This is a genomic window from Citrobacter sp. wls711, assembly GCF_005281055.1.
In the GTDB taxonomy this organism is placed as follows: Bacteria; Pseudomonadota; Gammaproteobacteria; order Enterobacterales; family Enterobacteriaceae; genus Citrobacter; species Citrobacter gillenii.
In genome coordinates this window covers 286,409-308,019 of the sequence record NZ_SZXC01000020.1, presented here as the reverse complement: position 1 = coordinate 308,019, position 21,611 = coordinate 286,409, and the positions used below count along the sequence as shown (strand labels likewise).

At 51.7% G+C, this 21,611-nt stretch carries 17 protein-coding genes and 1 pseudogene; 10 read left to right on the top strand and 8 right to left on the bottom strand.

Translation table 11 applies throughout. The features are described from left to right. Positions 1-18: 18 nt before the first annotated feature. Positions 19-381, bottom strand: coding sequence for an endoribonuclease SymE (symE, locus tag FDW98_RS07045; protein WP_096758453.1), 363 nt, complete (start codon positions 379-381; stop codon positions 19-21). 780 nt (positions 382-1,161) lie between these two features. Between symE and FDW98_RS07035 the strand changes: the two genes are divergently transcribed. After that, positions 1,162-2,532 carry a tyrosine phenol-lyase gene (locus tag FDW98_RS07035; RefSeq protein WP_096758452.1) on the top strand — a complete coding sequence of 457 codons (1,371 nt, stop codon included), beginning with the start codon at positions 1,162-1,164 and terminating at the stop codon, positions 2,530-2,532. A gap of 189 nt (positions 2,533-2,721) precedes the next feature. Beyond that, on the top strand, positions 2,722-3,987 hold the full coding sequence (locus FDW98_RS07030; protein ID WP_096758451.1) for an aromatic amino acid transporter: 1,266 nt from the start codon (positions 2,722-2,724) through the stop codon (positions 3,985-3,987). Between the two features lie 472 nt (positions 3,988-4,459). Here FDW98_RS07030 and FDW98_RS07025 read toward each other — a convergent pair whose 3' ends face one another. After that, a complete protein-coding gene (locus FDW98_RS07025; protein WP_096758450.1) occupies positions 4,460-6,013 on the bottom strand; it encodes an L-lactate permease in 1,554 nt (517 codons plus the stop codon). Positions 6,014-6,445: 432 nt separating this feature from the next. Between FDW98_RS07025 and dld the strand changes: the two genes are divergently transcribed. The 6 genes from dld (at position 6,446) to FDW98_RS06995 (ending at position 13,233) form a co-directional block, all read left to right on the top strand. Continuing rightward, entirely contained in the window at positions 6,446-8,143 is a 1,698-nt protein-coding gene (gene dld / locus FDW98_RS07020; protein ID WP_096758449.1) for a D-lactate dehydrogenase, read from the top strand. A gap of 130 nt (positions 8,144-8,273) precedes the next feature. Next, a complete protein-coding gene (locus tag FDW98_RS07015; protein ID WP_064186363.1) occupies positions 8,274-8,993 on the top strand; it encodes a (Fe-S)-binding protein in 720 nt (239 codons plus the stop codon). Between the two features lie 10 nt (positions 8,994-9,003). After that, complete coding sequence (locus tag FDW98_RS07010; RefSeq protein ID WP_072663053.1) at positions 9,004-10,431, top strand: LutB/LldF family L-lactate oxidation iron-sulfur protein; 1,428 nt, start codon at positions 9,004-9,006, stop codon at positions 10,429-10,431. Then, on the top strand, positions 10,424-11,119 hold the full coding sequence (locus FDW98_RS07005) for a lactate utilization protein C (protein WP_096758447.1): 696 nt from the start codon (positions 10,424-10,426) through the stop codon (positions 11,117-11,119). The genes FDW98_RS07010 and FDW98_RS07005 overlap by 8 nt, the downstream gene beginning before the upstream one ends. A gap of 715 nt (positions 11,120-11,834) precedes the next feature. After that, positions 11,835-12,035: a hypothetical protein gene (locus FDW98_RS07000; protein WP_096758446.1), complete on the top strand. Its 201-nt coding sequence runs from the start codon at positions 11,835-11,837 to the stop codon at positions 12,033-12,035. 190 nt (positions 12,036-12,225) lie between these two features. Beyond that, on the top strand, positions 12,226-13,233 hold the full coding sequence (locus tag FDW98_RS06995) for a porin (RefSeq protein WP_096758445.1): 1,008 nt from the start codon (positions 12,226-12,228) through the stop codon (positions 13,231-13,233). 63 nt (positions 13,234-13,296) lie between these two features. On the opposite strand, the gene FDW98_RS06990 is transcribed toward FDW98_RS06995, so the two are convergent. The 4 genes from FDW98_RS06990 to FDW98_RS06975 form a co-directional block, all read right to left on the bottom strand. Further along, positions 13,297-13,698: a hypothetical protein gene (locus FDW98_RS06990; protein WP_096758444.1), complete on the bottom strand. Its 402-nt coding sequence runs from the start codon at positions 13,696-13,698 to the stop codon at positions 13,297-13,299. Positions 13,699-13,890: 192 nt separating this feature from the next. Further along, on the bottom strand, positions 13,891-15,078 hold the full coding sequence (locus tag FDW98_RS06985) for an MFS transporter (RefSeq protein WP_096758443.1): 1,188 nt from the start codon (positions 15,076-15,078) through the stop codon (positions 13,891-13,893). Positions 15,079-15,167: 89 nt separating this feature from the next. Beyond that, positions 15,168-15,407, bottom strand: a complete 240-nt coding sequence (locus FDW98_RS06980) for a DUF2164 domain-containing protein (RefSeq protein WP_096758442.1) — start codon at positions 15,405-15,407, stop codon at positions 15,168-15,170. A 9-nt stretch (positions 15,408-15,416) separates the two neighbouring features. Then, a complete protein-coding gene (locus FDW98_RS06975) occupies positions 15,417-16,697 on the bottom strand; it encodes a DUF445 domain-containing protein (RefSeq protein WP_096758441.1) in 1,281 nt (426 codons plus the stop codon). Positions 16,698-16,967: 270 nt separating this feature from the next. Here FDW98_RS06975 and FDW98_RS06970 point away from each other — a divergent pair, with 270 nt between their 5' ends. Then, the gene (locus FDW98_RS06970) at positions 16,968-17,528 is read left to right on the top strand and encodes a DUF1440 domain-containing protein (protein WP_096758440.1); all 561 of its coding nucleotides are present in this window, start codon (positions 16,968-16,970) and stop codon (positions 17,526-17,528) included. An 84-nt stretch (positions 17,529-17,612) separates the two neighbouring features. On the opposite strand, the gene mdtM is transcribed toward FDW98_RS06970, so the two are convergent. After that, positions 17,613-18,854 carry a multidrug efflux MFS transporter MdtM gene (mdtM, locus tag FDW98_RS06965; RefSeq protein ID WP_096758439.1) on the bottom strand — a complete coding sequence of 414 codons (1,242 nt, stop codon included), beginning with the start codon at positions 18,852-18,854 and terminating at the stop codon, positions 17,613-17,615. Positions 18,855-19,129: 275 nt separating this feature from the next. Between mdtM and FDW98_RS06960 the strand changes: the two are divergent. Further along, positions 19,130-20,092: pseudogene (locus tag FDW98_RS06960) on the top strand (Rpn family recombination-promoting nuclease/putative transposase). 26 nt (positions 20,093-20,118) lie between these two features. On the opposite strand, the gene FDW98_RS06955 reads toward FDW98_RS06960, so the two are convergent. Next, positions 20,119-21,531, bottom strand: coding sequence for a PLP-dependent aminotransferase family protein (locus tag FDW98_RS06955; protein WP_096758438.1), 1,413 nt, complete (start codon positions 21,529-21,531; stop codon positions 20,119-20,121). Between the last annotated feature and the right edge of the window lie 80 nt (positions 21,532-21,611).

Sequence of the window (21,611 nt, the reverse complement as noted above, 5' to 3'; positions counted from 1 at the left end):
TCAATCACAATCATACTCTCACCCCTTCGACGCTTTCCCCGCAATTACCGCGATAAACTCCAGCACCTGCTTTTGTTTGCGTGCCGACAGTTTTTCCACTTTGCGCAGCGACGTCATCAGCGCTGACTCTTCGGGTTGGGGCGTTTGGGCGGTGAGCACGATGCAGCCTTCCATCACCCGTACTTTTACGTCGGTGCCGGTGTCGAATCCGGCGGCTTTTAACCACATCCCCTTCATCACGATGGACGGAAAGCGCACGTACTTCACCGGAATACGGCTGTAATCGGGATAACGACTCGCATATCCCACCTTCAAATGGCGGTTATCGGCGGCGTGGACTTCTGGATCAAACGAAACTGCAATACAATGCGTATCAGTCATGATGGCTATTCTCGTGAAATAGTTACTGTGATTAGCGATGCGAGGGTGTTGGTAGCACCTTCGCATCGCGCTAATAAAACCCCTGTAAATTACGCCAGTAGAATGGGGGAAGTCCAGATGTAAATACAATGAAATAAGCGCGATTAGCGTGCTATTCGGAATAAACAGAACATCTCCCTGCGCCAATAAAACCAGTATTATTCAGCGTATAAATTCATTCTCATTCCATCCGCCAAAGACCGATTATTTCCAGAAAATATCATGGCTCTGAGTTGGGCTAAAAATGCGATCTAACTCACTGAAGCAAATAGCAAACTCTGAAACTACACCGGTTTGTACACTTTGATTTACACTTTTAGTGATATGAATCACAAATATAACCCCGTGAAGTGATCCGACTCTCACAAAATGGCGTGTACTTATTCACCCGTAGATTGTGAGAACAGCGTGGAAAGTTAAGTTTTCAGTATTTCCACTTTCCACAGACATACAACGGCAAACAGCAAATCAACACGCAGAAAAAAACTTGTTGAATATGAACGGGTAAAAAAAAGACGTGTGATTTGCATCACTCACATTTACAGCTTTTTAAATTATTGGCAGTGATTAATGTTGACTGGGCTATTTCCATAATCAATCAAATCTTGCATAGTGCTTCCACATTATTTCACCCCCTGTATCAGGCGGAGAATAGTAATATTTCATCAGCCTCTGTTGATGAACTCGATATGATTTACTTCACATTAATACGTACACGACCACTGTTACTGGAGAAACAACATGAATTATCCGGCAGAACCCTTCCGTATTAAAAGCGTTGAAACTGTATCTATGATCCCGCGTAATGAACGCCTGATAAAAATGCAAGAAGCGGGTTACAATACTTTCCTGTTAAATTCGAAAGATATTTATATTGACCTGCTGACAGACAGCGGCACTAACGCGATGAGCGACAAGCAGTGGGCCGGAATGATGATGGGTGATGAAGCGTACGCGGGCAGCGAAAACTTCTATCATCTGGAAAGAACCGTGCAGGAACTGTTTGGCTTTAAACATATTGTTCCGACTCACCAGGGACGCGGTGCAGAAAACCTGTTATCGCAGCTGGCCATTAAGCCGGGGCAATATGTTGCCGGGAATATGTATTTCACCACCACGCGTTATCACCAGGAAAAAAACGGTGCCATCTTCGTGGATATCGTGCGTGACGAAGCACACGATGCTGGTCTGAATATTGCTTTTAAAGGTGATATTGATCTTAAAAAATTACAAAAGCTGATTGATGAAAAAGGTGCAGAGAATATTGCGTATATCTGCCTGGCGGTGACGGTTAACCTCGCGGGCGGGCAGCCGGTCTCGATGGCTAACATGCGTGCGGTGCGCGAGCTGACGGAAGCTCACGGCATTAAAGTGTTCTACGATGCCACCCGCTGCGTAGAAAACGCCTACTTTATCAAAGAGCAAGAGCAGGGCTTTGAGGACAAGAGCATCGCCGCGATCGTCCATGAAATGTTCAGCTATGCCGACGGTTGTACCATGAGTGGTAAAAAAGACTGTCTGGTGAACATCGGCGGCTTCCTGTGCATGAACGACGACGAAATGTTCTCTTCTGCCAAAGAGTTAGTGGTGGTCTATGAAGGCATGCCATCCTACGGCGGTCTGGCCGGACGCGACATGGAAGCGATGGCGATTGGCCTGCGCGAAGCCATGCAGTATGAGTACATCGAGCACCGCGTGAAGCAAGTTCGCTACCTCGGCGACAAGCTGAAAGCTGCCGGTGTGCCGATTGTTGAGCCAGTGGGCGGACACGCGGTATTCCTCGATGCGCGTCGCTTCTGCGAACATCTGACCCAGGACGAGTTCCCGGCGCAGAGTCTGGCAGCCAGCATTTATGTCGAGACCGGCGTGCGCAGTATGGAACGTGGAATTATCTCTGCGGGCCGTAATAATGCCACCGGTGAGCACCACAGACCAAAACTGGAAACAGTACGCCTGACTATTCCACGCCGCGTGTATACCTATGCGCATATGGATGTGGTGGCAGACGGCATCATTAAACTTTACCAGCATAAAGAAGATATTCGCGGGCTGAAGTTTATTTACGAGCCGAAGCAGTTGCGCTTCTTTACCGCACGCTTTGACTATATTTAAATGTTATTCAGGCCCCATCTTGTGATGGGGCTTTTTTGTATTCCTTTTCCATGAACAGGAAGCCTTTGCGGTGCCCGTTACCGCAATATAACGAAAAAATTGCAAACCCTGACTCCGACATTTTTATTATCCGCATGATGTACAAATGACAGCTGTAATTATAACGAATAGTCTACAGGAACATTTATCATGGATATTAATGCCATTGAGCGACAGAGTAGTACCCCCGGACTGATTAGCGGAACCATGTTGGTTATCGCAACCGTCGTGGGCGGTGGAATGTTTTCCCTGCCGATTGCGATGGCCGGCGTATGGTTTCCCGGCGCCTCTGTCATTCTTCTTTTTGTTGCCATCATGATGTTATTAACCGGCCTGATGCTGGTTGAAGTTAACCTGCATTACGGCGCAGGTGCCAGTTTTAATACCTTCACTCAGGATTTATTAGGCCAGAAGTGGAATATCGTGGTCGGTATCGCGTTTGGCTTTGTGTTGTATATTCTGACCTACGCCTATATCTCCGGGTCATCGGCGGTGATGGCGCAAACTGTGTTCAAATACAGCGGCGTGCGCTTTCCGGCGAATGTCTCGGTGGTGATTGTCAGTATGCTGGTCGGGGCGATTGCCTGGTACAGTTCGCTGCTGGTCGGACGCATCACCACTATTTTGATCATCGGTAAGTTTATCGCCTTCTTTGCCACGTTCTCCGGACTGGTCGGCCATATTGAAGTGGCGAAACTGGTCGACAGTGTCGCGGTGGCGATCCCTGGGTCGCAGTACCTGCCGTATATCCTGATGACGCTGCCGTTCTGTATTATCTCATTTGGTTTTCATGGCAACGTGCCGAGTCTGGTCAAACTGTACGGTAAGAGTGGGATCCCGCATATTACGCGTTCGATAATCATCGGCACGCTGTTTGCTCTGCTGCTGTATGTCTTCTGGCTGGGTGTGACGATGGGCAACATCAGCCGTTCGGAATTCCCGCCGATTATCGCTAAAGGCGGCAATATCGACGTGTTTGTCGAGGCCATCAGCGGGCTGTTTACCAGCCGCTATATGGATCTGATCCTGACTTTCTTCGGCAACTTTGCGGTAGCCAGTTCCCTGCTGGCGGCAACCCTCGGCCTGTTTGACTATATCGCTGACCTGTTTCACTTCCCGGATAATGGCGTCGGTCGTCTGAAAACTGCGCTGGTAACCTACTTCCCACCGGCTGCTGTGTGCTTTTTCTTCCCGAATGGTTTTGTCCACGCGATTGGCTATGCCGGTCTGGCCTTCACCATCTGGAGCGTGATCCTGCCACCGTTCCTGGTAAAAGCGGCGCGTAAGCGTTTCCCTACGGCCAGCTACACTGCACCCTGCAATAACACGGTGCTTAACCTGGTGATCGTCTGCGGGGCGGTTGTCTATCTGACGGTGGTGCTGGACGTGTTTGGCCTGCTGCCTACGTTCCGGTAACGGGAGGCGCTATGTTTTTGACATTGCTACGGTTTCAGCATCCGCTGGTTTATCGCTTTGCGTGGCTGCGTTTACGGGTGGTGGTGTTAAGAACGTGCGGAATGCGTAAGAGAAAGGGGTGAGTGTTTTACTCTGCTGTAGCAGCCGGATGCGGCGCTTGCGCCTTATCCGGCCTACAAATGTGCGTGAAACGTAGGCCTGATAAGCGAAGCGCCATCAGGCATAAGCGCCAGGCATTACACGCGGAAGTAGCGTGGTGGGATCAACGCAGAAAAGGCGTCGAACTTCTTCACCATCTTTTTCCAGAACAACATAACAACAATCCTCTCTTTGAAATATCGGCGCTATTTTAGTCAGCGCCGACAAATCGTAAAGCCAGCCGCGGCGTTCTCCTGACCGCGTGGCTGTAAACCTTTTTGTTCACTGTCTTGTCAAACACGCTTGCCAGAATATGGCTGGGGTTGACAATGTGTTACGCCATAAACCAGTAGTAAAAGAGGCCGACCTTTAAGCCGAGGATCACGATGTAGGCGCAGCAGTATTTCATGGTGCCAGACATAATCTGGTTCGCCTGGCCTTCCATTTTGGTGGCGGAAACCGCAATGGCGATGCTCTGCGGGGAGATCATTTTCCCGCCCGTCGCGCCGGAGGTGTTGGCCGCCGCCAGCCAGTTAGGGTCAATATTCAACTTGCTGGCAGCAATGGTTTGCAGTTTACCAAACAGAATATTCGAGTTGGTGTCGCTGCCGGTGACAAACGTACCCAGCGCGCCAATGACCGGGGCGAGAAAGACATACGAGCCGCCGGTCAGGTCAACAATCGACTGAGCCAGCGTGGCGATAATACCGCTGAGATCCATCACCGTGGCCAGCGCAACAATCGCCATAATGGCGACGATCGAGTTCTTCAACTGGAAAATGGTTTTGACAAACACTTCCAGCATCCCGCGCGCCGAAGCCCCTTGGATAAAACCGCCGATCAGGGTCGCAAAGATGATCAGCATCCCCGGCGTGGTGACCCACTCGATTTTCAGCGCCAGCGTTTTACCGTCGGCGAGGGTGAAATGCAGCACCGAAGCCAGCTGTGATGCTGCCGCTTTTACCGCCGGGAACAGCGGCGAGCACAGCAGAATAAAGATAAAAATAAACAGGTAGATGGAGCCGACCCGGAACAGCACCTTCGCCGAGCGCGGTGTGGTTTCCCGGGTATGGCTGGTTTCAATGCGCCATTCGGGGGCGGTTTTGCCGTTGCGCAGTCGACCAAGAATGGCGACGGCAAACAGGCTGACCAGGCTGCCGGCAAATGCAGGGAGTTCTGCGCCAAGGTGGATAGCGACAAAATACTGCGGCACCAGCGTGGTAATACCGCAAATTAGTGTGATGAAGAACACGCCGCGAATCGCCTTCAGGCCACCGCCGATAATACAAATAATCACAAACGGCAGCAGAATATTAAACAGCGCCAGCTGCATAATAATGGTTCCGCCGAGGGTGAAAACCGGCAGGTTAACCTGTTCAGCGAGAATTGAAACCGGAATACCCACCGCGCCGAATGCCGTCGGCACGGTATTGGCGACGAGTGAGGCGATGGCCGCTTTGAGCGGATTGAATCCCAGTGCGATCAGGATGCCGATAGGAATGGCAACCGCGGTGCCGTAGCCAGCGGCGGCCTCAAGAAATCCGCCAAAACACCACGAAATAAGCAGTACCTGGATGCGTTTATCTTCACTAATACTGGCGAGAATATCGCGCAGAATATCCAGCGCTTTGGTGGCCTGCATCACGTTATAACTGAATATCGCACCGAGGATCACAATCACAATCGGCCATAACCCTTTGAGTGCACCATAGCCCACGGAGGCTTTCAAATTCTGTAACGGCATATCCCAGAATATCGCCGACAGCGCGATGGTAAAGGCCAGCGTAATCAAGACTGAATAATGAATCGGCATTTTTAATTTTAGTATTAAAAATACCATAAGCAGCAAAGGAGAGAGGGCTAAAACAAACATAATATATTCGTTCATTACTATTCCTGATGGGTTTATTAAACCTTATTTGTATTTATGGCGGGAAACTTACATGGCTGGATAAATAAAATATGCAAACTGAATCGCTTCAGTGGATAAAGTAATTATGATTAATGGTTTTGTAACTATTGTAAGCTTTTAATTGATGGATAATGCTCTGTAAATATCTTTGGGCGCAAAATGGGTACCTATAAATAGTTATATAATGGTCTGTGTAATAATGATAGGGACGGGCGGGTAAGTCGTTTTAAACGGTTTTTTGATTTCTGATAATTGTGGTTTTCAATATAAAAATGTGAGCGAGGCCGAAAGAAATAAACCAGGGTATTGCATGTAAGTAATGATTGGGGGATTATTTTGTTTTGTCATACAAATGAATGTATCGCCATTTTCGATTGCCCTGATATAAGGAGCGGAGAGCCGCCCTCCATGAAAAACACTGATAATAAATCCTTTTTGACTGCACTTACCCAACGGGTTGGCCCCGCCTACGTCCTTACCGATCCGTCCAAAACGGCGCGTTATCGCAAGGGCTTCCGCTCGGGTCAGGGCGAGGCGCTGGCGGTGGTGATCCCCGGCTCTCTGCTTGAACTGTGGCAGGTGCTCAAGGCCTGCGTGGAGGCCGATAAAATCATTCTGATGCAGGCCTCAAATACCGGCCTGACGGAAGGCTCCACGCCGAACGGCAAGGGCTACGATCGCGACATCGTTATCATCAGCACGCTGCGCCTCGACAGTCTGCATGTGCTGGATGAGGGCAAGCAGGTGTTGGCGTATCCGGGCACCACGCTGTATTCGCTGGAGAAGGCGCTGAAGCCGTTTGGCCGCGAGCCGCATTCGGTGATTGGCTCCTCCTGCATTGGTGCGTCGGTGATTGGCGGTATCTGTAATAACTCCGGTGGTGCATTGGTTCAGCGTGGCCCGGCGTACACCGAGATGTCACTGTTTGCCCGTGTGGATGAACAGGGACAGCTACAGCTGGTCAATCATCTGGGCATCGAACTGGGCGAGACGCCGGAACAGATCCTCGCCCGCCTGGATAACAACGCGATTGCGCGTGCTGACGTCAGTCATGACGGACGCCACGCGCACGACCACGACTACGTGACCCGCGTCAGAGACGTTGATGCCGACACCCCGGCGCGCTACAACGCCGACCCGGATCGCCTGTTCGAATCCTCAGGCTGCGCGGGGAAACTGGCGGTGTTTGCCGTGCGTCTGGACACCTTTGAAGCTGAGAAGAATCAGCAGGTGTTCTACATTGGTACCAATCAGACCTCGGTGTTGACGGACATACGCCGCCATATGCTGGCGACGTTTACACACTTACCGGTCGCCGGTGAGTATATGCATCGTGATATCTATGATGTTGCAGAGAAATACAGCAAAGACACCTTCCTGATGATCGATAAACTCGGCACCGACAAAATGCCGTTTTTCTTTAATCTGAAGGGGCGCACCGAGGCCATGCTGGAGAAGGTGAAGATTTTCCGCCCGCACTTTACCGACCGCGCAATGCAGACATTCAGTCATTTTTTCCCGAGCCATCTCCCGCCACGCATGAAAACCTGGCGTGACAACTACGAGCATCATCTGATGCTGAAAATGGCAGGGGACGGCATCGGCGAAGCGCAGGCGTGGTTAACCGAGTACTTTAAAACGGCAGACGGAGATTTCTTTGCCTGTACCCCGGAAGAGGGCAGCAAGGCGTTTCTGCACCGCTTTGCTGCAGCGGGAGCCGCCATTCGCTATCAGGCCGTTCATTCTGATGAGGTTGAGGATATTCTCGCGCTGGATATTGCGCTACGCCGCAATGATACCGAGTGGTATGAACATCTGCCGGCTGAAATTGACAGTCAGCTGGTGCATAAACTTTATTATGGCCACTTTATGTGCCATGTGTTCCATCAGGATTATATCGTTAAAAAAGGCGTTGATGCGCACGCGTTAAAAGAACAGATGCTGGAACTGTTGCGCCAACGCGGGGCGCAATATCCGGCAGAACATAATGTTGGCCACCTTTATAAAGCGCCTGAAAATCTGGCGCGGTTTTATCAGGAAAATGACCCGACCAACAGCATGAACCCGGGCATTGGTAAAACCAGTAAACGTAAAAACTGGGCCTGACGAAAAGACAATAAAACAGTAAAGGTCAGGTATCACCGTTTTATTAATGGCCAGTTTTTATTATTGAATTATTACTGGGCGGCGATGTGCCGCCGGTTTTACAAGGCAATGAAGCAATGGGGTATTTATTGTGAATGTAAATTTCTTTGTCACCTGTATTGGTGACGCGCTGAAATCACGGATGGCACGCGATTCCGTATTGTTGCTGGAAAAGCTCGGCTGCCGCGTTAATTTCCCCGAGAAGCAGGGGTGCTGCGGTCAGCCCGCCATTAACAGTGGCTATATCAAAGAAGCCATCCCGGGGATGAAAAACATGATCGCTGCGCTGGAGGATAACGACGATCCGATTATCTCTCCGGCAGGTTCGTGCACCTATGCGGTGAAAAGCTACCCGACGTATCTGGCCGATGAACCTGCATGGGCATTGCGCGCCGAAAAGGTTGCCGCGCGCATGCAGGATCTCACCTCTTTTATTGTCAACAAACTGGGCGTCGTGGACGTCGGTGCCAGCCTGCAGGGCAGAGCGGTTTATCACCCTTCGTGCAGCCTGACTCGCAAGCTGGGCGTGAGAGAAGAGCCGCTCACGCTGTTGAAAAACGTACGCGGTCTGGAGCTGTTAACCTTTGCCGATCAGGACACCTGCTGCGGATTCGGCGGCACTTTCTCGGTCAAAATGGCCGAAATATCCGGCGAGATGGTGAAAGAGAAAGTCCTGCATCTCATGGATGCGAAACCGGAGTATTTGATTGGTGCCGACGTCAGCTGCCTGCTGAACATTGGCGGTCGACTGCAGCGTGAAGGCCAGCCGGTCAAAGTGATGCATATTGCTGAAGTGCTGATGAGCCGCTGAGGGGAAAGAGATGTCGATAAAAACCAGCGATGTAGAATTTAAAACGCGCATTCGCCAGCAAATTGACGATCCGATTATGCGTAAAGCCGTGGCGAACGCGCAGGGGCGCATCGGCGCGAACCGGCAAAAAATGGTCGATGAGTTAGGGCACTGGGAAGAATGGCGCGACCGTGCCAGCCAGATCCGCGACCACGTTCTGAGTAACCTCGACGCCTACCTGTATCAACTCTCCGAGAAAGTGACGGAAAACGGTGGTCAGGTGTTTTTCGCAAAGACCAAGGAAGAGGCTACCCGCTACATTTTGCAGGTCGCGAAAGCGAAAAATGCGAAAAAGGTGGTGAAGTCCAAGTCGATGGTGACCGAAGAGATCGGTGTTAACCACGTGCTGCAGGATGCCGGTATTCAGGTGATCGAAACCGATCTGGGCGAATATATTCTCCAGTTGGATCAGGATCCGCCTTCGCATGTGGTGGTCCCGGCTATCCATAAAGATCGCTATCAGATCCGTCGCGTGCTGCATGAGCAGATGGGCTATGACGGTCCGGAAACGCCGGAAGCAATGACCTTGTTCATTCGCCAGAAGATCCGCGAGGATTTCCTCAGCGCTGAAATTGGCATTACCGGCTGTAACTTCGCGGTGGCGGAGACCGGCTCGGTTTGCCTGGTCACCAACGAAGGTAACGCGCGGATGTGTACCACGTTACCGAAAACACACATTGCGGTGATGGGCATGGAGCGTATCGCGCCGACGTTTGCCGACGTGGACGTGCTGATCACCATGCTGGCACGCAGTGCGGTGGGCGCTCGTCTGACGGGCTATAACACCTGGCTTACCGGGCCGCGCGAGGCGGATAACGTCGACGGGCCGGAAGAGTTTCACCTGGTGATTGTGGATAACGGTCGCTCGCAGGTGCTGGGTTCTGAGTTTCGCGATGTGCTGCGCTGCATCCGCTGTGGAGCCTGTATGAACACCTGCCCGGCGTATCGCCATATTGGCGGGCACGGCTACGGCTCTATTTATCCAGGGCCTATCGGGGCGGTGATCTCTCCGCTGCTCGGCGGCTATAAAGATTTTAAAGACCTGCCTTACGCCTGTTCACTGTGCACGGCCTGCGACAGCGTTTGTCCGGTGCAGATCCCGCTGTCAAAACTGATCCTGCGCCATCGCCGGGTAATGGCCGAGGAAGGGATTACCCCGAAAGCGGAACGTCGGGCGATCAAAATGTTCGCTTATGCCAACAGCCATCCAGGGTTGTGGAAGGTCGGCATGATGGCCGGTGCCCACGCGGCGAGCTGGTTTATCAATGGCGGTAAAACGCCGCTCAAGGTTGGCGCGATTGGTGACTGGATGGAAGCGCGCGATCTTCCTGATGCTGACGGAGAGAGTTTCCGTAGCTGGTTTAAGAAACATCAGGCGCAGGAGAAAAAGAATGGATAACCGTACCGCGTTTTTAAACACCGTTGCCCAGGCGCTGGGCCGTCCGCTGCGGCGGGAACCGCAGGCCGAAGACGCGCCGGTGAACAACTATGCGAACGAGCGGCTGACCGAACTCAGCCCGCAGCAGCGCTGCGACGCGTTTGTGCAGTTTGCCAGCGAGGTGATGCTGGCGCAGTGCGAACTGACCCATGAGGCGCAGGCCCCTGAGGTGGCGTTACGTCTGTGCCAACAGCTGGGGCAGCAGCCGGTGGTGGTTAGCGGCGACAGTCGGCTGGCAGAACTGGGGATAACCGATCGTTTGCAGCGAGAGTGTAATGCTGTGGTCTGGGATCCGGTGCGTGGAGCCGAGAATATTGTTCAGGCCGAGCAGGCGAAAGTTGGCGTGGTGTATGCCGAGTATGGCCTGACGGAGTCCGGGGGCGTGGTGCTGTTTTCCGCTCCGGAGCGCGGGCGTTCAATCAGCCTGTTGCCCGAGTCCTCTATTTTCGTGCTGCGTAAAAGCAGCATCCTGCCGCGTGTGGCGCAACTGGCGCAGGTTCTGCATCAGAAAGCGCAGGCCGGTGAGCGTATGCCGTCGTGCATTAACATCATCAGCGGGCCCAGCTCAACGGCGGATATTGAGCTTATCAAAGTGGTCGGGGTGCATGGTCCGGTGAAGGCGGTGTATCTGATTATTGAAGATTGTTGAGATTCGTGAATAAGACCGCTCTGGCGTTGTAGCCCAGAGCGGGATGACATTCCGCACTCTGCGGACTCTCCTTTCGCAAGGGATCGCCTGAAAATGGCGTCCTGGTCCGCGCTTTCCTCTGCGGTTTAACGTCCCTGCACCTGTTTTTTCTGCTGATAAAATAGGCGTACAACATTGTTTCCAGTCACCGCAAGTGGCGATTTTTACGCCGTTCCATGGCTGGTAAAATTGATCTAAATCAATATAAATCGACTTATTTTTAAAAGCGAAAGAATGCAATGTTTACTAAAATTTTACCTTTCCGTGCTTATTTTTCGACAACGCAGGCGACAACGCAGTGAGAATCAACGCGATTTACGCAGCGGATAGCACCGAAAATCAATGCAAAAAGGCATATAAAAACAGGGGTTTTAGGTAAAAGTAGACATTAAGCACGTTATGTAACCTATTGGCTGGAATGATGTTTTGATGGCACATTGTTAGCCACGCGGTAGACGTCTTTTTTTTAATCTAATGAGTCACAATGAATGTGCGTAAAGTAAAAATTACACATTATTCTACAATCAAGTTATCTTTCATTTGAAATAGCGTTCCACTTTTAAGTGATTTATTAACAGTTTCATTACTATTGTGCATTTTTTTTGCCGTTGACATGTTTTTACACTGGCTGCATATTTCATCGCCATAAGCGTATTATTGCGTTCAGGAGATGACAATGCCTTCTCGAGATTATCCCGATAGTCGAAAAGCCAGAGGTACCCGCTCGAAAGATATGGTTCTTTTAAGTGCGCGTGTCGATACCTCTTTGTGGGAATACGTTCGCACACTGGCATTTGAAACACGAAAAAGCAAACAAGATATTATTGCTGAAGCATTAATGCTACATCGCTCTATTAATGAGAGTGACTCTCAGTAATACATGCTGTCACGCTCTGTCTGGGTTTTATTTATATTCCCAATAATGATATATGCCTTGCTACGTCCTTAATAATTTTACTGGTGTGTTATTTGTTTTCCCCTTGTTCAATAGGGGGCTTTTTTATGTTGGCGCGCCGCCCGCATAACAAAGTTGATAGCAAAATTCACAATTAAAAGTGAGTAAAAAAATGAAAAAGACAGCAGTGGCATTAGCCGTGATGGCATTAGGGGTAACGTCCGTTCATGCAGCGGAAATTTATAACAAAGATGGCAATAAACTGGATTTGTACGGCAAAGTTAAAGCCGTACATACCTGGACTGACGGCACCGACGCCGACGGTACTTATGCGCGTCTGGGTTTTCGTGGTGAGACACAAATTAACGATCAGCTGACCGGTTATGGCCACTTTGAAAGTCAGTTTGATGCCGCTGGAGCAGAAGGTTCTCAGGATGGTATTAAAACACGTCTCGCGTTTGCTGGCCTGGATTACGGTCACGACGTTAGCTTTGACTACGGTCGTAACTACGGTGTCGCTTATGACGTGGGATCTTACACTGACGTTCTTTCAGAGTTCGGCGGTGATTCCTATGAAAATACTGACCGCTTCCTTACTACACGCACTTCTGGCGTTGCAACACTCCGTACCAAAAATCTGTTTGGTGCCGTTGATGGTGTAAACCTGGCGGCGCAATACCAGGGTCAGGATGATACCGATGCGGACCCGGCTAAACAGCACGGCAATGGCTACGGCTTCTCTCTGGGTTATGACAACATCGCGGACTCTGGCGTGTCTGCCATCGCGGCTTACTCTACCAGCGCGGTAACTGCTGAGCAGAAACAACAGGGCTGGGAAGGTGATAACGCTGAATTCTGGGGTGCGGGCCTGAAGTATGATGCCAATGCTGTCTATGTGGCGACGATGTACGGTGAATCCCACAACCTGATCCAGAATGCCAACAAAGCGCAGCACTTTGAAGCGATGGCGGCCTATGTGTTTGATTTTGGTCTGCGCCCGAACGTGGCTTACGTCCACTCACGTGACACTGACAACACTGACCTGACCGAGTACGTGGCGCTGGGTACCGATTACTACTTTAACAAAAACATTGTGGCCGATGTGGGTTACAAGTTTAACCTGCTCAATGGCCAGGACGGTGACAACGAAGTTGTTGCTGGCCTGACCTACCAGTTCTAAGTTTTTGTTATGTCATGAAAAAGGCGTCTCTAGTCAGACGCCTTTTTTACATTGCTTTTCCTGTCAGACTGGCTGCTGTGGGTTGCCACGCACTTCGCTAAATAACCACTTCCAGATCCCCACTTTTACCCATGCCACCACGCAGAAAATGAGATAAAAAAGGGGTTTATGCGTAATCGAAACGCGCATTACTTCCATCAGATCTACATGTAAATTTCCGGCGATGGCCATATTAATGACGAATATAGAGGCAATGGTACTGGCCAGCAAAATAAGAATCGCTTTGACGGTGCCTATCTCTGGCCACTTTCCGGCAGCCCACTGCCAGAGAAAAATCGTGGTGAGTAAAAATATAATAAACAGCCCTGCGGCCCCGAAAAAGCCGAAGTCTTTATAATCCTTCATGGTGCTAAATAAGCTGATGATAATAATTAACCCAAGTATGATTTTTTTAAACCACGACATGTACTGTTCCTGAATATGCTGTTGATGTTGTATGGATATGTCCATTTTTACTCATTTTATGTTTATTCTACAAATGAGTTAAGACGGATTATAAAGTGTCTGAAAAATGAATTATTGGTTATTTGTGGATTATGAAATGTTGACATTTAATTGCGGAGTAATCCGAATTTAAGATTTTTTAGAGGGGGGTGCTTATACTTCTTTAGGTGTAAGAGAACGCTGTTTATAGCATTGTACTGCACTAATCAGTGCAGCAAGAAATAGCGCCGCTGCACCACACAGCGTAGCGTTGATAATGGCGACAGCACCGCTTCCCAGCAGGCTGGTTAATAGCGGCCCGAGAATTTGCCCAATGCCGTACGTCAGCGTCACCAGTCCCAACAGGTTAATGTTTCGCGGCACGCTGAGTTGGCGGGCGAGCGGCATCACCAGTGAGGTGGTTCCCATAAAGGTTGCGCCAAAACCAATACTGCTGAGAACCAGCAGGAACAACGAGTCGCTGGCAAGTGTTAACACCACGCAGGCGCTTTGGGTCAGCAGATTGGCTGTCAGGCATTGCAGGACTCCCCAACGTTTCGCCGCCCATAGCCAGCCGAAACACCCCGGAATGATTGCGATGCCAACCAGCGACCACAGGTGTACGGTCAGCAGTGGCGAACCGGCATTTTTCGCCATCAGCGGCAGGTAAGTGGCGACAATGATGTAGCCAAAACCGGCCAGCCCGTAAAGCAACGCCAGCAGCCACCATGACATCGGTTGATGCGCGGATTTTGCCAGTGGTACGGCGGGCAGCACGCGGTCACGAGAGGGGAGCAGCACGACCAGCAGCAGAAGGAGTAAGCCAGAAAGGACTCCGGCACCCAGCCACAGCGTGTGTGATGACAGCGCAAAGCGTAAACCAGCGATGACATACTCATTACCGAGAAAAATGCCGGTCCCTACGCCGGAGAACAGGGCCGCAATCACAAACGGATGACGGGTATGCTGCAGAACCACCATCGAACCAAAGATCATCATGCCGGCACTGGCGACACCTGCCAGAAAGCGGATCGCCATCATCAGTGCAGGCTGAGTAAAAAACGCCATCGCCAGGATAAGTCCGGTGGTCGCGAGCGCAGAGGCTAATAGCATCGGACGCAGGCGTGAGGGCTGGTGGAACAGGCCGAAGGAAAACAGCAGGCTGCCTGCCAGATACCCGGCGTAGTTGGCGCTGGCAATCCACGAGAGTTGGCTGAAGGTAAACTGACCTTCAGTCAGCAGCACCGGCAGCATTGGCGTATACAGAAAGCGGCCAATGCCCATGCCCAGCGTCAAGACCAGCAGGCCAAACAGCGCGATGCGGATGGAATGATGATTTGAACCAGGACTTCCCTGCGGCATGCAGACGCTCACTTCACGCTGTTACGTTGATATTTGTTATATTACATATGCAAATGATAATTTAAAGTTAAATAATGCGGGTTTTACCGTCAGAGGATTTTCTTCAGGTCCATTTCTTCCTGGATCCGTTCGCTGTAGGCGATATGGGTGCGGATCGCCTCTTCAATACCGGCGTTGTAAAACGCAGGTCCCAGTTTTTCGATAATAAAATCAATAAAGAACTCGGCATCGAACTGCTCAAGGTCGAGATCGAAGTGGTTGCTGCAATACGTTTCCAGTTCGTTGCGCAGGCGATCGCGCTCCGCGGATGACAGGGTGATTTCAGCCATTTTTTCTCCTTAAAAATTCGGCAGCGTGAGCAGAGACGGTAGTTGCGACAACAGATATAACACCAGCCCGATAGAACCGCCAACCAGCGTGCCGTTGACGCGAATAAACTGCAAATCTTTGCCGATGTTGAGCTCAATTTGTTGCGACATCTCCCGTGCATCCCAGCTTTTGACCGTGTCGCTGATGTGGCGGGTCAGGAAGGCAGCGAACTCCGGTGCGACTTTTTTCGCAGCCTGCTCCAGGTGTTCATTCAGCGACGCGCGCAGGGCACCATCGGCAACCAGCGTTTCGCCAAACCACTGTCCGGCGCTGGCAATGCGTTGTTTCACGCGAGAATCATCGGCGTTAATGTCGGTTTTCACCCACTGACGCAGATCCGCCCACAACTCGCCGAGATAGCGGTTAAAGGCTTCGTCCTCTTTTAAGTAGCTTTTGAGGCTTTCTGCACGTGCGGCCATGTCAGGATCGTGTTTGAGCTTATCGATCAGGTTCAACGTGGCGCGATCGAAGGCGTGGCGGATCTGATGCGCCCGATCGTGACTGATGTCATCCAGCAGGGAGTTGACCGCATCAGAGACCAGCTCGGCGCTGTGTTCACCGAGCCATTCGGTTGGCAGGATCTTCGCTTTGAGCGGATGTTCGGTCTCCAGCCAGCGCACAATCTGCTGGGCGATAAACGCCCGCGAACTGTCGCGCTGTAGCAGGGCGATCAGCTGCGTAATCAGCGTGTCGAGCAGCACCTGGTGGCGGTTGTTTTTGGTCATGCTTTCCAGCATTAATGCGCTGGTGCCGGAGAGATCAACCTTGTCGATAGCCTTATGCACTGCGCGTTTGATCAGCCGCTGGATGCGGGCGTCGTCGGTCAGTTCGAGAAATCCGCTCATGATCTGCAGCAGATGCTGGCCGATGCGCCGGGCATTTTCCGGTTGGCTGAACCAGCTGCCAATGAGCAGCGCCGGTTCATGGCGGCGAATCAGCGCCACCAGTGACTGGGTGTCGAGGAATTTTTCCTGCACGAACTGACCCAGGTTTTCGCCGATGCGGTCTTTATTACGCGGGATAATCGCCGTATGGCGCGAGATAAACGGGATCGGTACCCGGCGAAAAAGCGCGACCACGGCGAACCAGTCCGCCAGCGCGCCTACCATCGCCGCTTCGGCAATCGCTTTGATCCCGAGCACCCAGAAGTTGGGCGGCAGAAACAGCGTGATGACGAAGGTCGCGGCAGCAATCAGCAGCAGAGAGAGCGCCAGTCGCTTGGCGCGTTTGAGTTCAGCAATTTTATTCATAGACTTAAGGATAGAGCCAGACGGGGGGAACGTGCAAAAATTGTGCTGTATATCCCATTTTTAGATGGTGAGGTTTTATCCGGCAACGTTTAAAGCAGCGGTACCAGGCAGAAGTTAGGGTTTATTATCAATAATCAAAATGTGTCATTAATAATCAGATTGGATCATTTTTATTCAAAATTAATCTTTATCACAATTTTTATCATCCCTCCTGGGTAGCATAGACACGGACTTTCAGTGTTATTTTCATATATAAGGGGTGATAATTTTATGAATTTGCATGATTTGTTTACAAGAACGCCGCCTGAGCGCCGTCATTATGGTGTCGCTGTCTTGATTGGTATTGTTTCTGGCGTGCTTTCTGCATTTGTTAAATGGGGGGCGGAGGTGCCTCTTCCACCCAGGACATTTTCTTTAGGGCGAAATGAGTTTAACCCACCCTATCTTTTTCTCAGGGACTATTTAGGGATTGATCCCACGCAAACGGTCTATACCTTTTCTGAGCATGTGATCAATCCCGTTATGGTCACGCATATTATATTTTCATTAGTGTTTGCAGTGGGTTATTGCGTTGCGGCTGAAATTTTTCCGAAAGTTAAACTTTGGCAAGGTGTGTTAGCGGGATTGATCGTGACAGTGGCGGTTCATGGCCTCTTTATTCCTGCGTTGCATCTTTCGCCGCCATTGTCTCAGCTACCCTTTGATGAATACGTTTCTGAAATTGTGGGGCATATTTTTTGGTTTTGGGTGATTGAAATGATTCGTCGCGATCTGCGTAATCGGATCACACATGAACCCGATGCTGAAATCCCATTACCGTTCGCCAGATGACCAAAAGTAGATGTCTTATTATGGATTGCCCCCGACAGGTAAACACACACAGTGGTGTTCACGTTTGGGGGCGTTCACAGACGATTAGCCCTCGGTGACGAGCGTCGTGGCCTCGTGCTGACGTACCCGCTTCAACAATCCGGCGAGCGTGAATACCACGACAATACCTGCGACAACCGCCAACAGGTGAAACGAAATCCTGCCGCCGTTAAACCACAGCCAGCGCCCGATCTCGACAGAAACCGCCATTACCATCAGGATCACCATATTCAGCGACGCGGAGACCGTGCCCTTCGGCAGGTTGTTGGAAAACAGCGTAAAACGGAACAGCGTCGGGAAAATCATCCCGATACCAAATGCATACAGACTGGTGCCCAGCACCGACCACAGCCAGACGTGCGGCCAGAGTAAATTGCCACCAATCAGTATCGCCAACCCGCTCAATTGGACAGGTGCCGCCCGCCAGACAAAGCGCGGCCTTGTCGGGTCCTTCACAAATCGCACCACCACCATATTAGCGACGATAACCGCCCCAAATACCGGAGCCTGCGCCCAGGCAAACTGCGAGGTGGTCATGCCGCCCGCGTCGATCAGGATCACCGGCGATACCGCCACCCAGCTCATCATCGGGATGTAGCTCAGCGACAGCGTGGCGGCCCCAAACAGGAACACCCGGTTGCGAAATACATCGCGAAAATCCCGCAGTACGCCGCGTGCGCTGAACGGCACCGAGCCGCGCTGCACCGTTTCTGGCATCGCCAACAGCAGGCCAATAAAGGCGACCAGGCCCATCGCGGCAATGATGGCAAACAGAACCTTCCAGTGGACAAAGTGCATCAGCGCCGCCCCGGAGAGCGGGCCGATGACCGGTGCCACCAGCACAATGGAGGTGATGATGGCCATCAGCTTGATGGCCTTTGTCTGGCCAAATGCCTCCTGCACCGTGACGTAGCCGACGGTGGCGATAAAGCAGATGCTGGTGCCCTGCACAACGCGTGCAATCAGAAACTGCGTCATTGAGGTGGTGAACAGTGTGGCCGCGCAGGCAAGGGTGAAGATAAGCGCGCCGGTAATCAGCACCGGTCGGCGACCAATTCGGTCAGAAAGTGGCCCTAATAACCACTGTAACGCCATCCCACCCGCCAGATACAGGCTAACCGCAGCCGGAGCCAGGCTGACATCGGCGTTGAAATCTCGCACCACATTAATGATGCCGGGTTGGATCAGATCCGTCGACAGATAGGCTGCGAAGTCGTACAGAATCAGCGCGATGGGGAAAAACAGCGTGGTGGCACGTTGCGAGAAAAACGCGAAAATCCGTTGCATAAAAACCGCTCCTTGTCGGGAGAAAACCCTCAACGGGAATAGCGAGATCGCACCTCGGGTAGCGTCAGTTGAATGGAAAATAGACATCCGCAGTGTAATGCGAATGGGCGCGTAAGCAAACGCGTTTTTGCGGGGAGTGTTCTGAGAAAATGTCTGCCTTGCAGAGGGCGGTATTTACTGTGGATAGTGCCTCGCAGACATAAAACGTGTTGAATGAGAGTCATAAATTTAGCCGTTATAGTCGCGCCATCTTTTTCCTCGGACGATGGATCTCCATGAAAAAAACACCGACTTCAACCCCGCATGATGCGGTCTTTAAAACATTTTTACGTCATCCGGAGACTGCCCGGGATTTTCTACAGATTCATCTCCCTGATGCGTTACGCGAAATATGTGATCTGCAGACACTAAAGCTCGAGTCTGACAGTTTTATTGAGGGGGATTTACGCGCGTATTACTCCGATGTGCTGTGGTCGCTGAAAACGACGGAAGGGGATGGATATATTTACGTAGTGATTGAACATCAGAGTACACCGGATGCGCATATGGCGTTCAGGTTGATGCGCTATGCGATTGCGGCCATGCAAAAACATTTAGATGCCGGACACCCGCAATTACCGCTGGTGGTGCCGATGCTGTTTTATCACGGCGCTAAAAGTCCGTAACCCTGGTCACTGTGCTGGCTGGATGAATTTGCCAATCCAACATTGGCTCGTCGGCTTTATGCCGCAGCGTTTCCGCTGGTCGATATTACAGTTATTCCGGACGATGAGATTGTGCAGCATCGCCGTATGGCGCTGCTGGAATTAATACAAAAACATATCCGTCAGCGCGATCTTATGGGATTGGTCGAGAACATTGTTTCTCTGTTAGTTACCGGGTCCACTAATGACAGCCAGCTCAAGACGCTGTTTAATTATATTTTGCGAACCGGCGATGCACCTCGCTTCAATACGTTTATCAGTGCGATTGCCGAACATTCACCGCAACATAAGGAGCATTTGATGACGATCGCGGACAGATTGCATGAGGCGGGATTTAAAAAAGGATGGCAGGAAGGCAAACAGGAAGGCAAGCAGGAAGGTAAACAGGAAGGTAAACAGGAAGGGCTGATGGAGGGGCGGCGTGATGAAGCATTGCGTATTGCCCGCACCATGTTGACCGACGGTATCGATATCAACACGATACAAAAAATTACCCGACTGTCCGCTGAGGATATCCAGGGTTTAAGCCATTAGATAGAGGCGAAGCCGGGTGTGCCGATTTACTCTATCGCCACCATCACCGCCTCTCCGAGTTTCTGCATCACTTCCCGGTGCTTTTCGTCTGGCGGTAGCGCGCAGTTGATGCGTACGCAGTTGCGATACTTTCCTGACGCCGAGAACAGCGAACCTGGCGCGACCTGGATTTTCAGGCGGCAGAGCTGTTTGGCGACGCAGACCATGTCGACCAGTGGTGGCAATTCGACCCACAGCATAAAGCCGCCTTTTGGTCGGGTGACGCAGATCCCACAGGGGAAGTATTCCCGTACCCAGCAGGTGTAGATTTCCATATTGCGTTGGTAAATCTGGCGCATGCGCCGGACATGGCGATGATAATGACCCTCGCGCACAAAGGTTGCCGCCGCCAGGTGCGTGGCGGGAACGCTGGTGCCGATGACGGCGTATTTCATGTGCAGCAGTTTGTCATAATAGCGACCCGGAACCACCCAACCCACGCGCAGACCCGGCGCCACGGATTTGGTAAACGAGCTGCATAGCAACACCCGACCGTCGCAATCCCAGGAATGAATTGTGCGTGGACGCGGATACTCTGTAGCCAGTTCGCCATACACATCATCTTCGAAAATCACAATGTCGTGACGCTGGGCGAGGGTGAGTACCGCTCGCTTGCGGGCATCCGGCATAATAAATCCGAGGGGATTATTGCAGTTGGGAATCAGCAGCACCCCTTTAATCGGCCACTGATCCAGCGCCAGCTCCAGGGCTTCAATACTGATCCCGGTATCCGGATCGGTCGGGATCTCAATCACTTTGATGCCAAGACCGCGTAGCAGTTGCATGGTGCCGTAATAGGCGGGGGATTCCACGGCGACGATATCGCCGCGCTGGCAGACCGTCAGCAGCGCCAGCGACATTCCGCTCTGGCTGCCGCTGGTGATTACGATATCGTCCGCACTGACCACCGAACCTCCGTCCAGCATCAGCCGGGCTATCTGTTGGCGCAGTTCCCGACAGCCGGGCAGCTCGTCGTAACCCAGCACCGCGCGCAGATTATGCTGCGCCACGCGGCTTAACTCGCGCCACAGCGGTTTCAGGCTGGGTTGATTAATGTCGGGAACGCCGCTGCTGAAAGGGACGATTGATGTGTCTGCGTGACCTGCCAGCATGTCCAGCACCTGATCCCACTGGGTTATCTCCACCGGACGCTGTACCGGGCGCGACATTGGCGGCACCGGCGGCTGCGCTTTACGCGGGGCGACAAAATAGCCGGAGCGCGGCTGCGGGGTGATCAGCTGTCGCTGTTCCAGCATCTGATATGCCTGCTGTACGGTGCTGATGCTGACCCCATGTTCCTGACTCAGGCTGCGCACCGACGGCAGCTTTTCGCCATGGCGATACAACCCCTGCTCAATGCGTTCGGCCAGCAGACTGGCCAGATATTGGTAACGCGTCATGCTGTATCCCTTATGGGTACCATACAGATCAAAAAACCAGTACAGACTGGCGTGAAAAAGGCGATGCAGGATCCTTTTTA

Bases quoted from the DNA above. Each gene is read 5' to 3' on its own strand.
- symE (WP_096758453.1), bottom strand. From the start codon at position 381: ATGACTGATACGCATTGTATTGCAGTTTCGTTTGATCCAGAAGTCCAC.
- FDW98_RS06995 (WP_096758445.1), top strand. From the start codon at position 12,226: ATGAAAAAGACAGCAGTGGCATTAGCCGTGATGGCATTAGGGGTAACG.
- FDW98_RS06975 (WP_096758441.1), bottom strand. From the start codon at position 16,697: ATGAATAAAATTGCTGAACTCAAACGCGCCAAGCGACTGGCGCTCTCT.
- FDW98_RS06980 (WP_096758442.1), bottom strand. From the start codon at position 15,407: ATGGCTGAAATCACCCTGTCATCCGCGGAGCGCGATCGCCTGCGCAAC.
- FDW98_RS06985 (WP_096758443.1), bottom strand. From the start codon at position 15,078: ATGCCGCAGGGAAGTCCTGGTTCAAATCATCATTCCATCCGCATCGCG.
- FDW98_RS06990 (WP_096758444.1), bottom strand. From the start codon at position 13,698: ATGTCGTGGTTTAAAAAAATCATACTTGGGTTAATTATTATCATCAGC.
- FDW98_RS07035 (WP_096758452.1), top strand. From the start codon at position 1,162: ATGAATTATCCGGCAGAACCCTTCCGTATTAAAAGCGTTGAAACTGTA.
- FDW98_RS07025 (WP_096758450.1), bottom strand. From the start codon at position 6,013: ATGAACGAATATATTATGTTTGTTTTAGCCCTCTCTCCTTTGCTGCTT.
- dld (WP_096758449.1), top strand. From the start codon at position 6,446: ATGAAAAACACTGATAATAAATCCTTTTTGACTGCACTTACCCAACGG.
- FDW98_RS07005 (WP_096758447.1), top strand. From the start codon at position 10,424: ATGGATAACCGTACCGCGTTTTTAAACACCGTTGCCCAGGCGCTGGGC.
- FDW98_RS07030 (WP_096758451.1), top strand. From the start codon at position 2,722: ATGGATATTAATGCCATTGAGCGACAGAGTAGTACCCCCGGACTGATT.
- FDW98_RS07000 (WP_096758446.1), top strand. From the start codon at position 11,835: ATGCCTTCTCGAGATTATCCCGATAGTCGAAAAGCCAGAGGTACCCGC.
- FDW98_RS06970 (WP_096758440.1), top strand. From the start codon at position 16,968: ATGAATTTGCATGATTTGTTTACAAGAACGCCGCCTGAGCGCCGTCAT.
- FDW98_RS06955 (WP_096758438.1), bottom strand. From the start codon at position 21,531: ATGACGCGTTACCAATATCTGGCCAGTCTGCTGGCCGAACGCATTGAG.
- FDW98_RS07010 (WP_072663053.1), top strand. From the start codon at position 9,004: ATGTCGATAAAAACCAGCGATGTAGAATTTAAAACGCGCATTCGCCAG.
- mdtM (WP_096758439.1), bottom strand. From the start codon at position 18,854: ATGCAACGGATTTTCGCGTTTTTCTCGCAACGTGCCACCACGCTGTTT.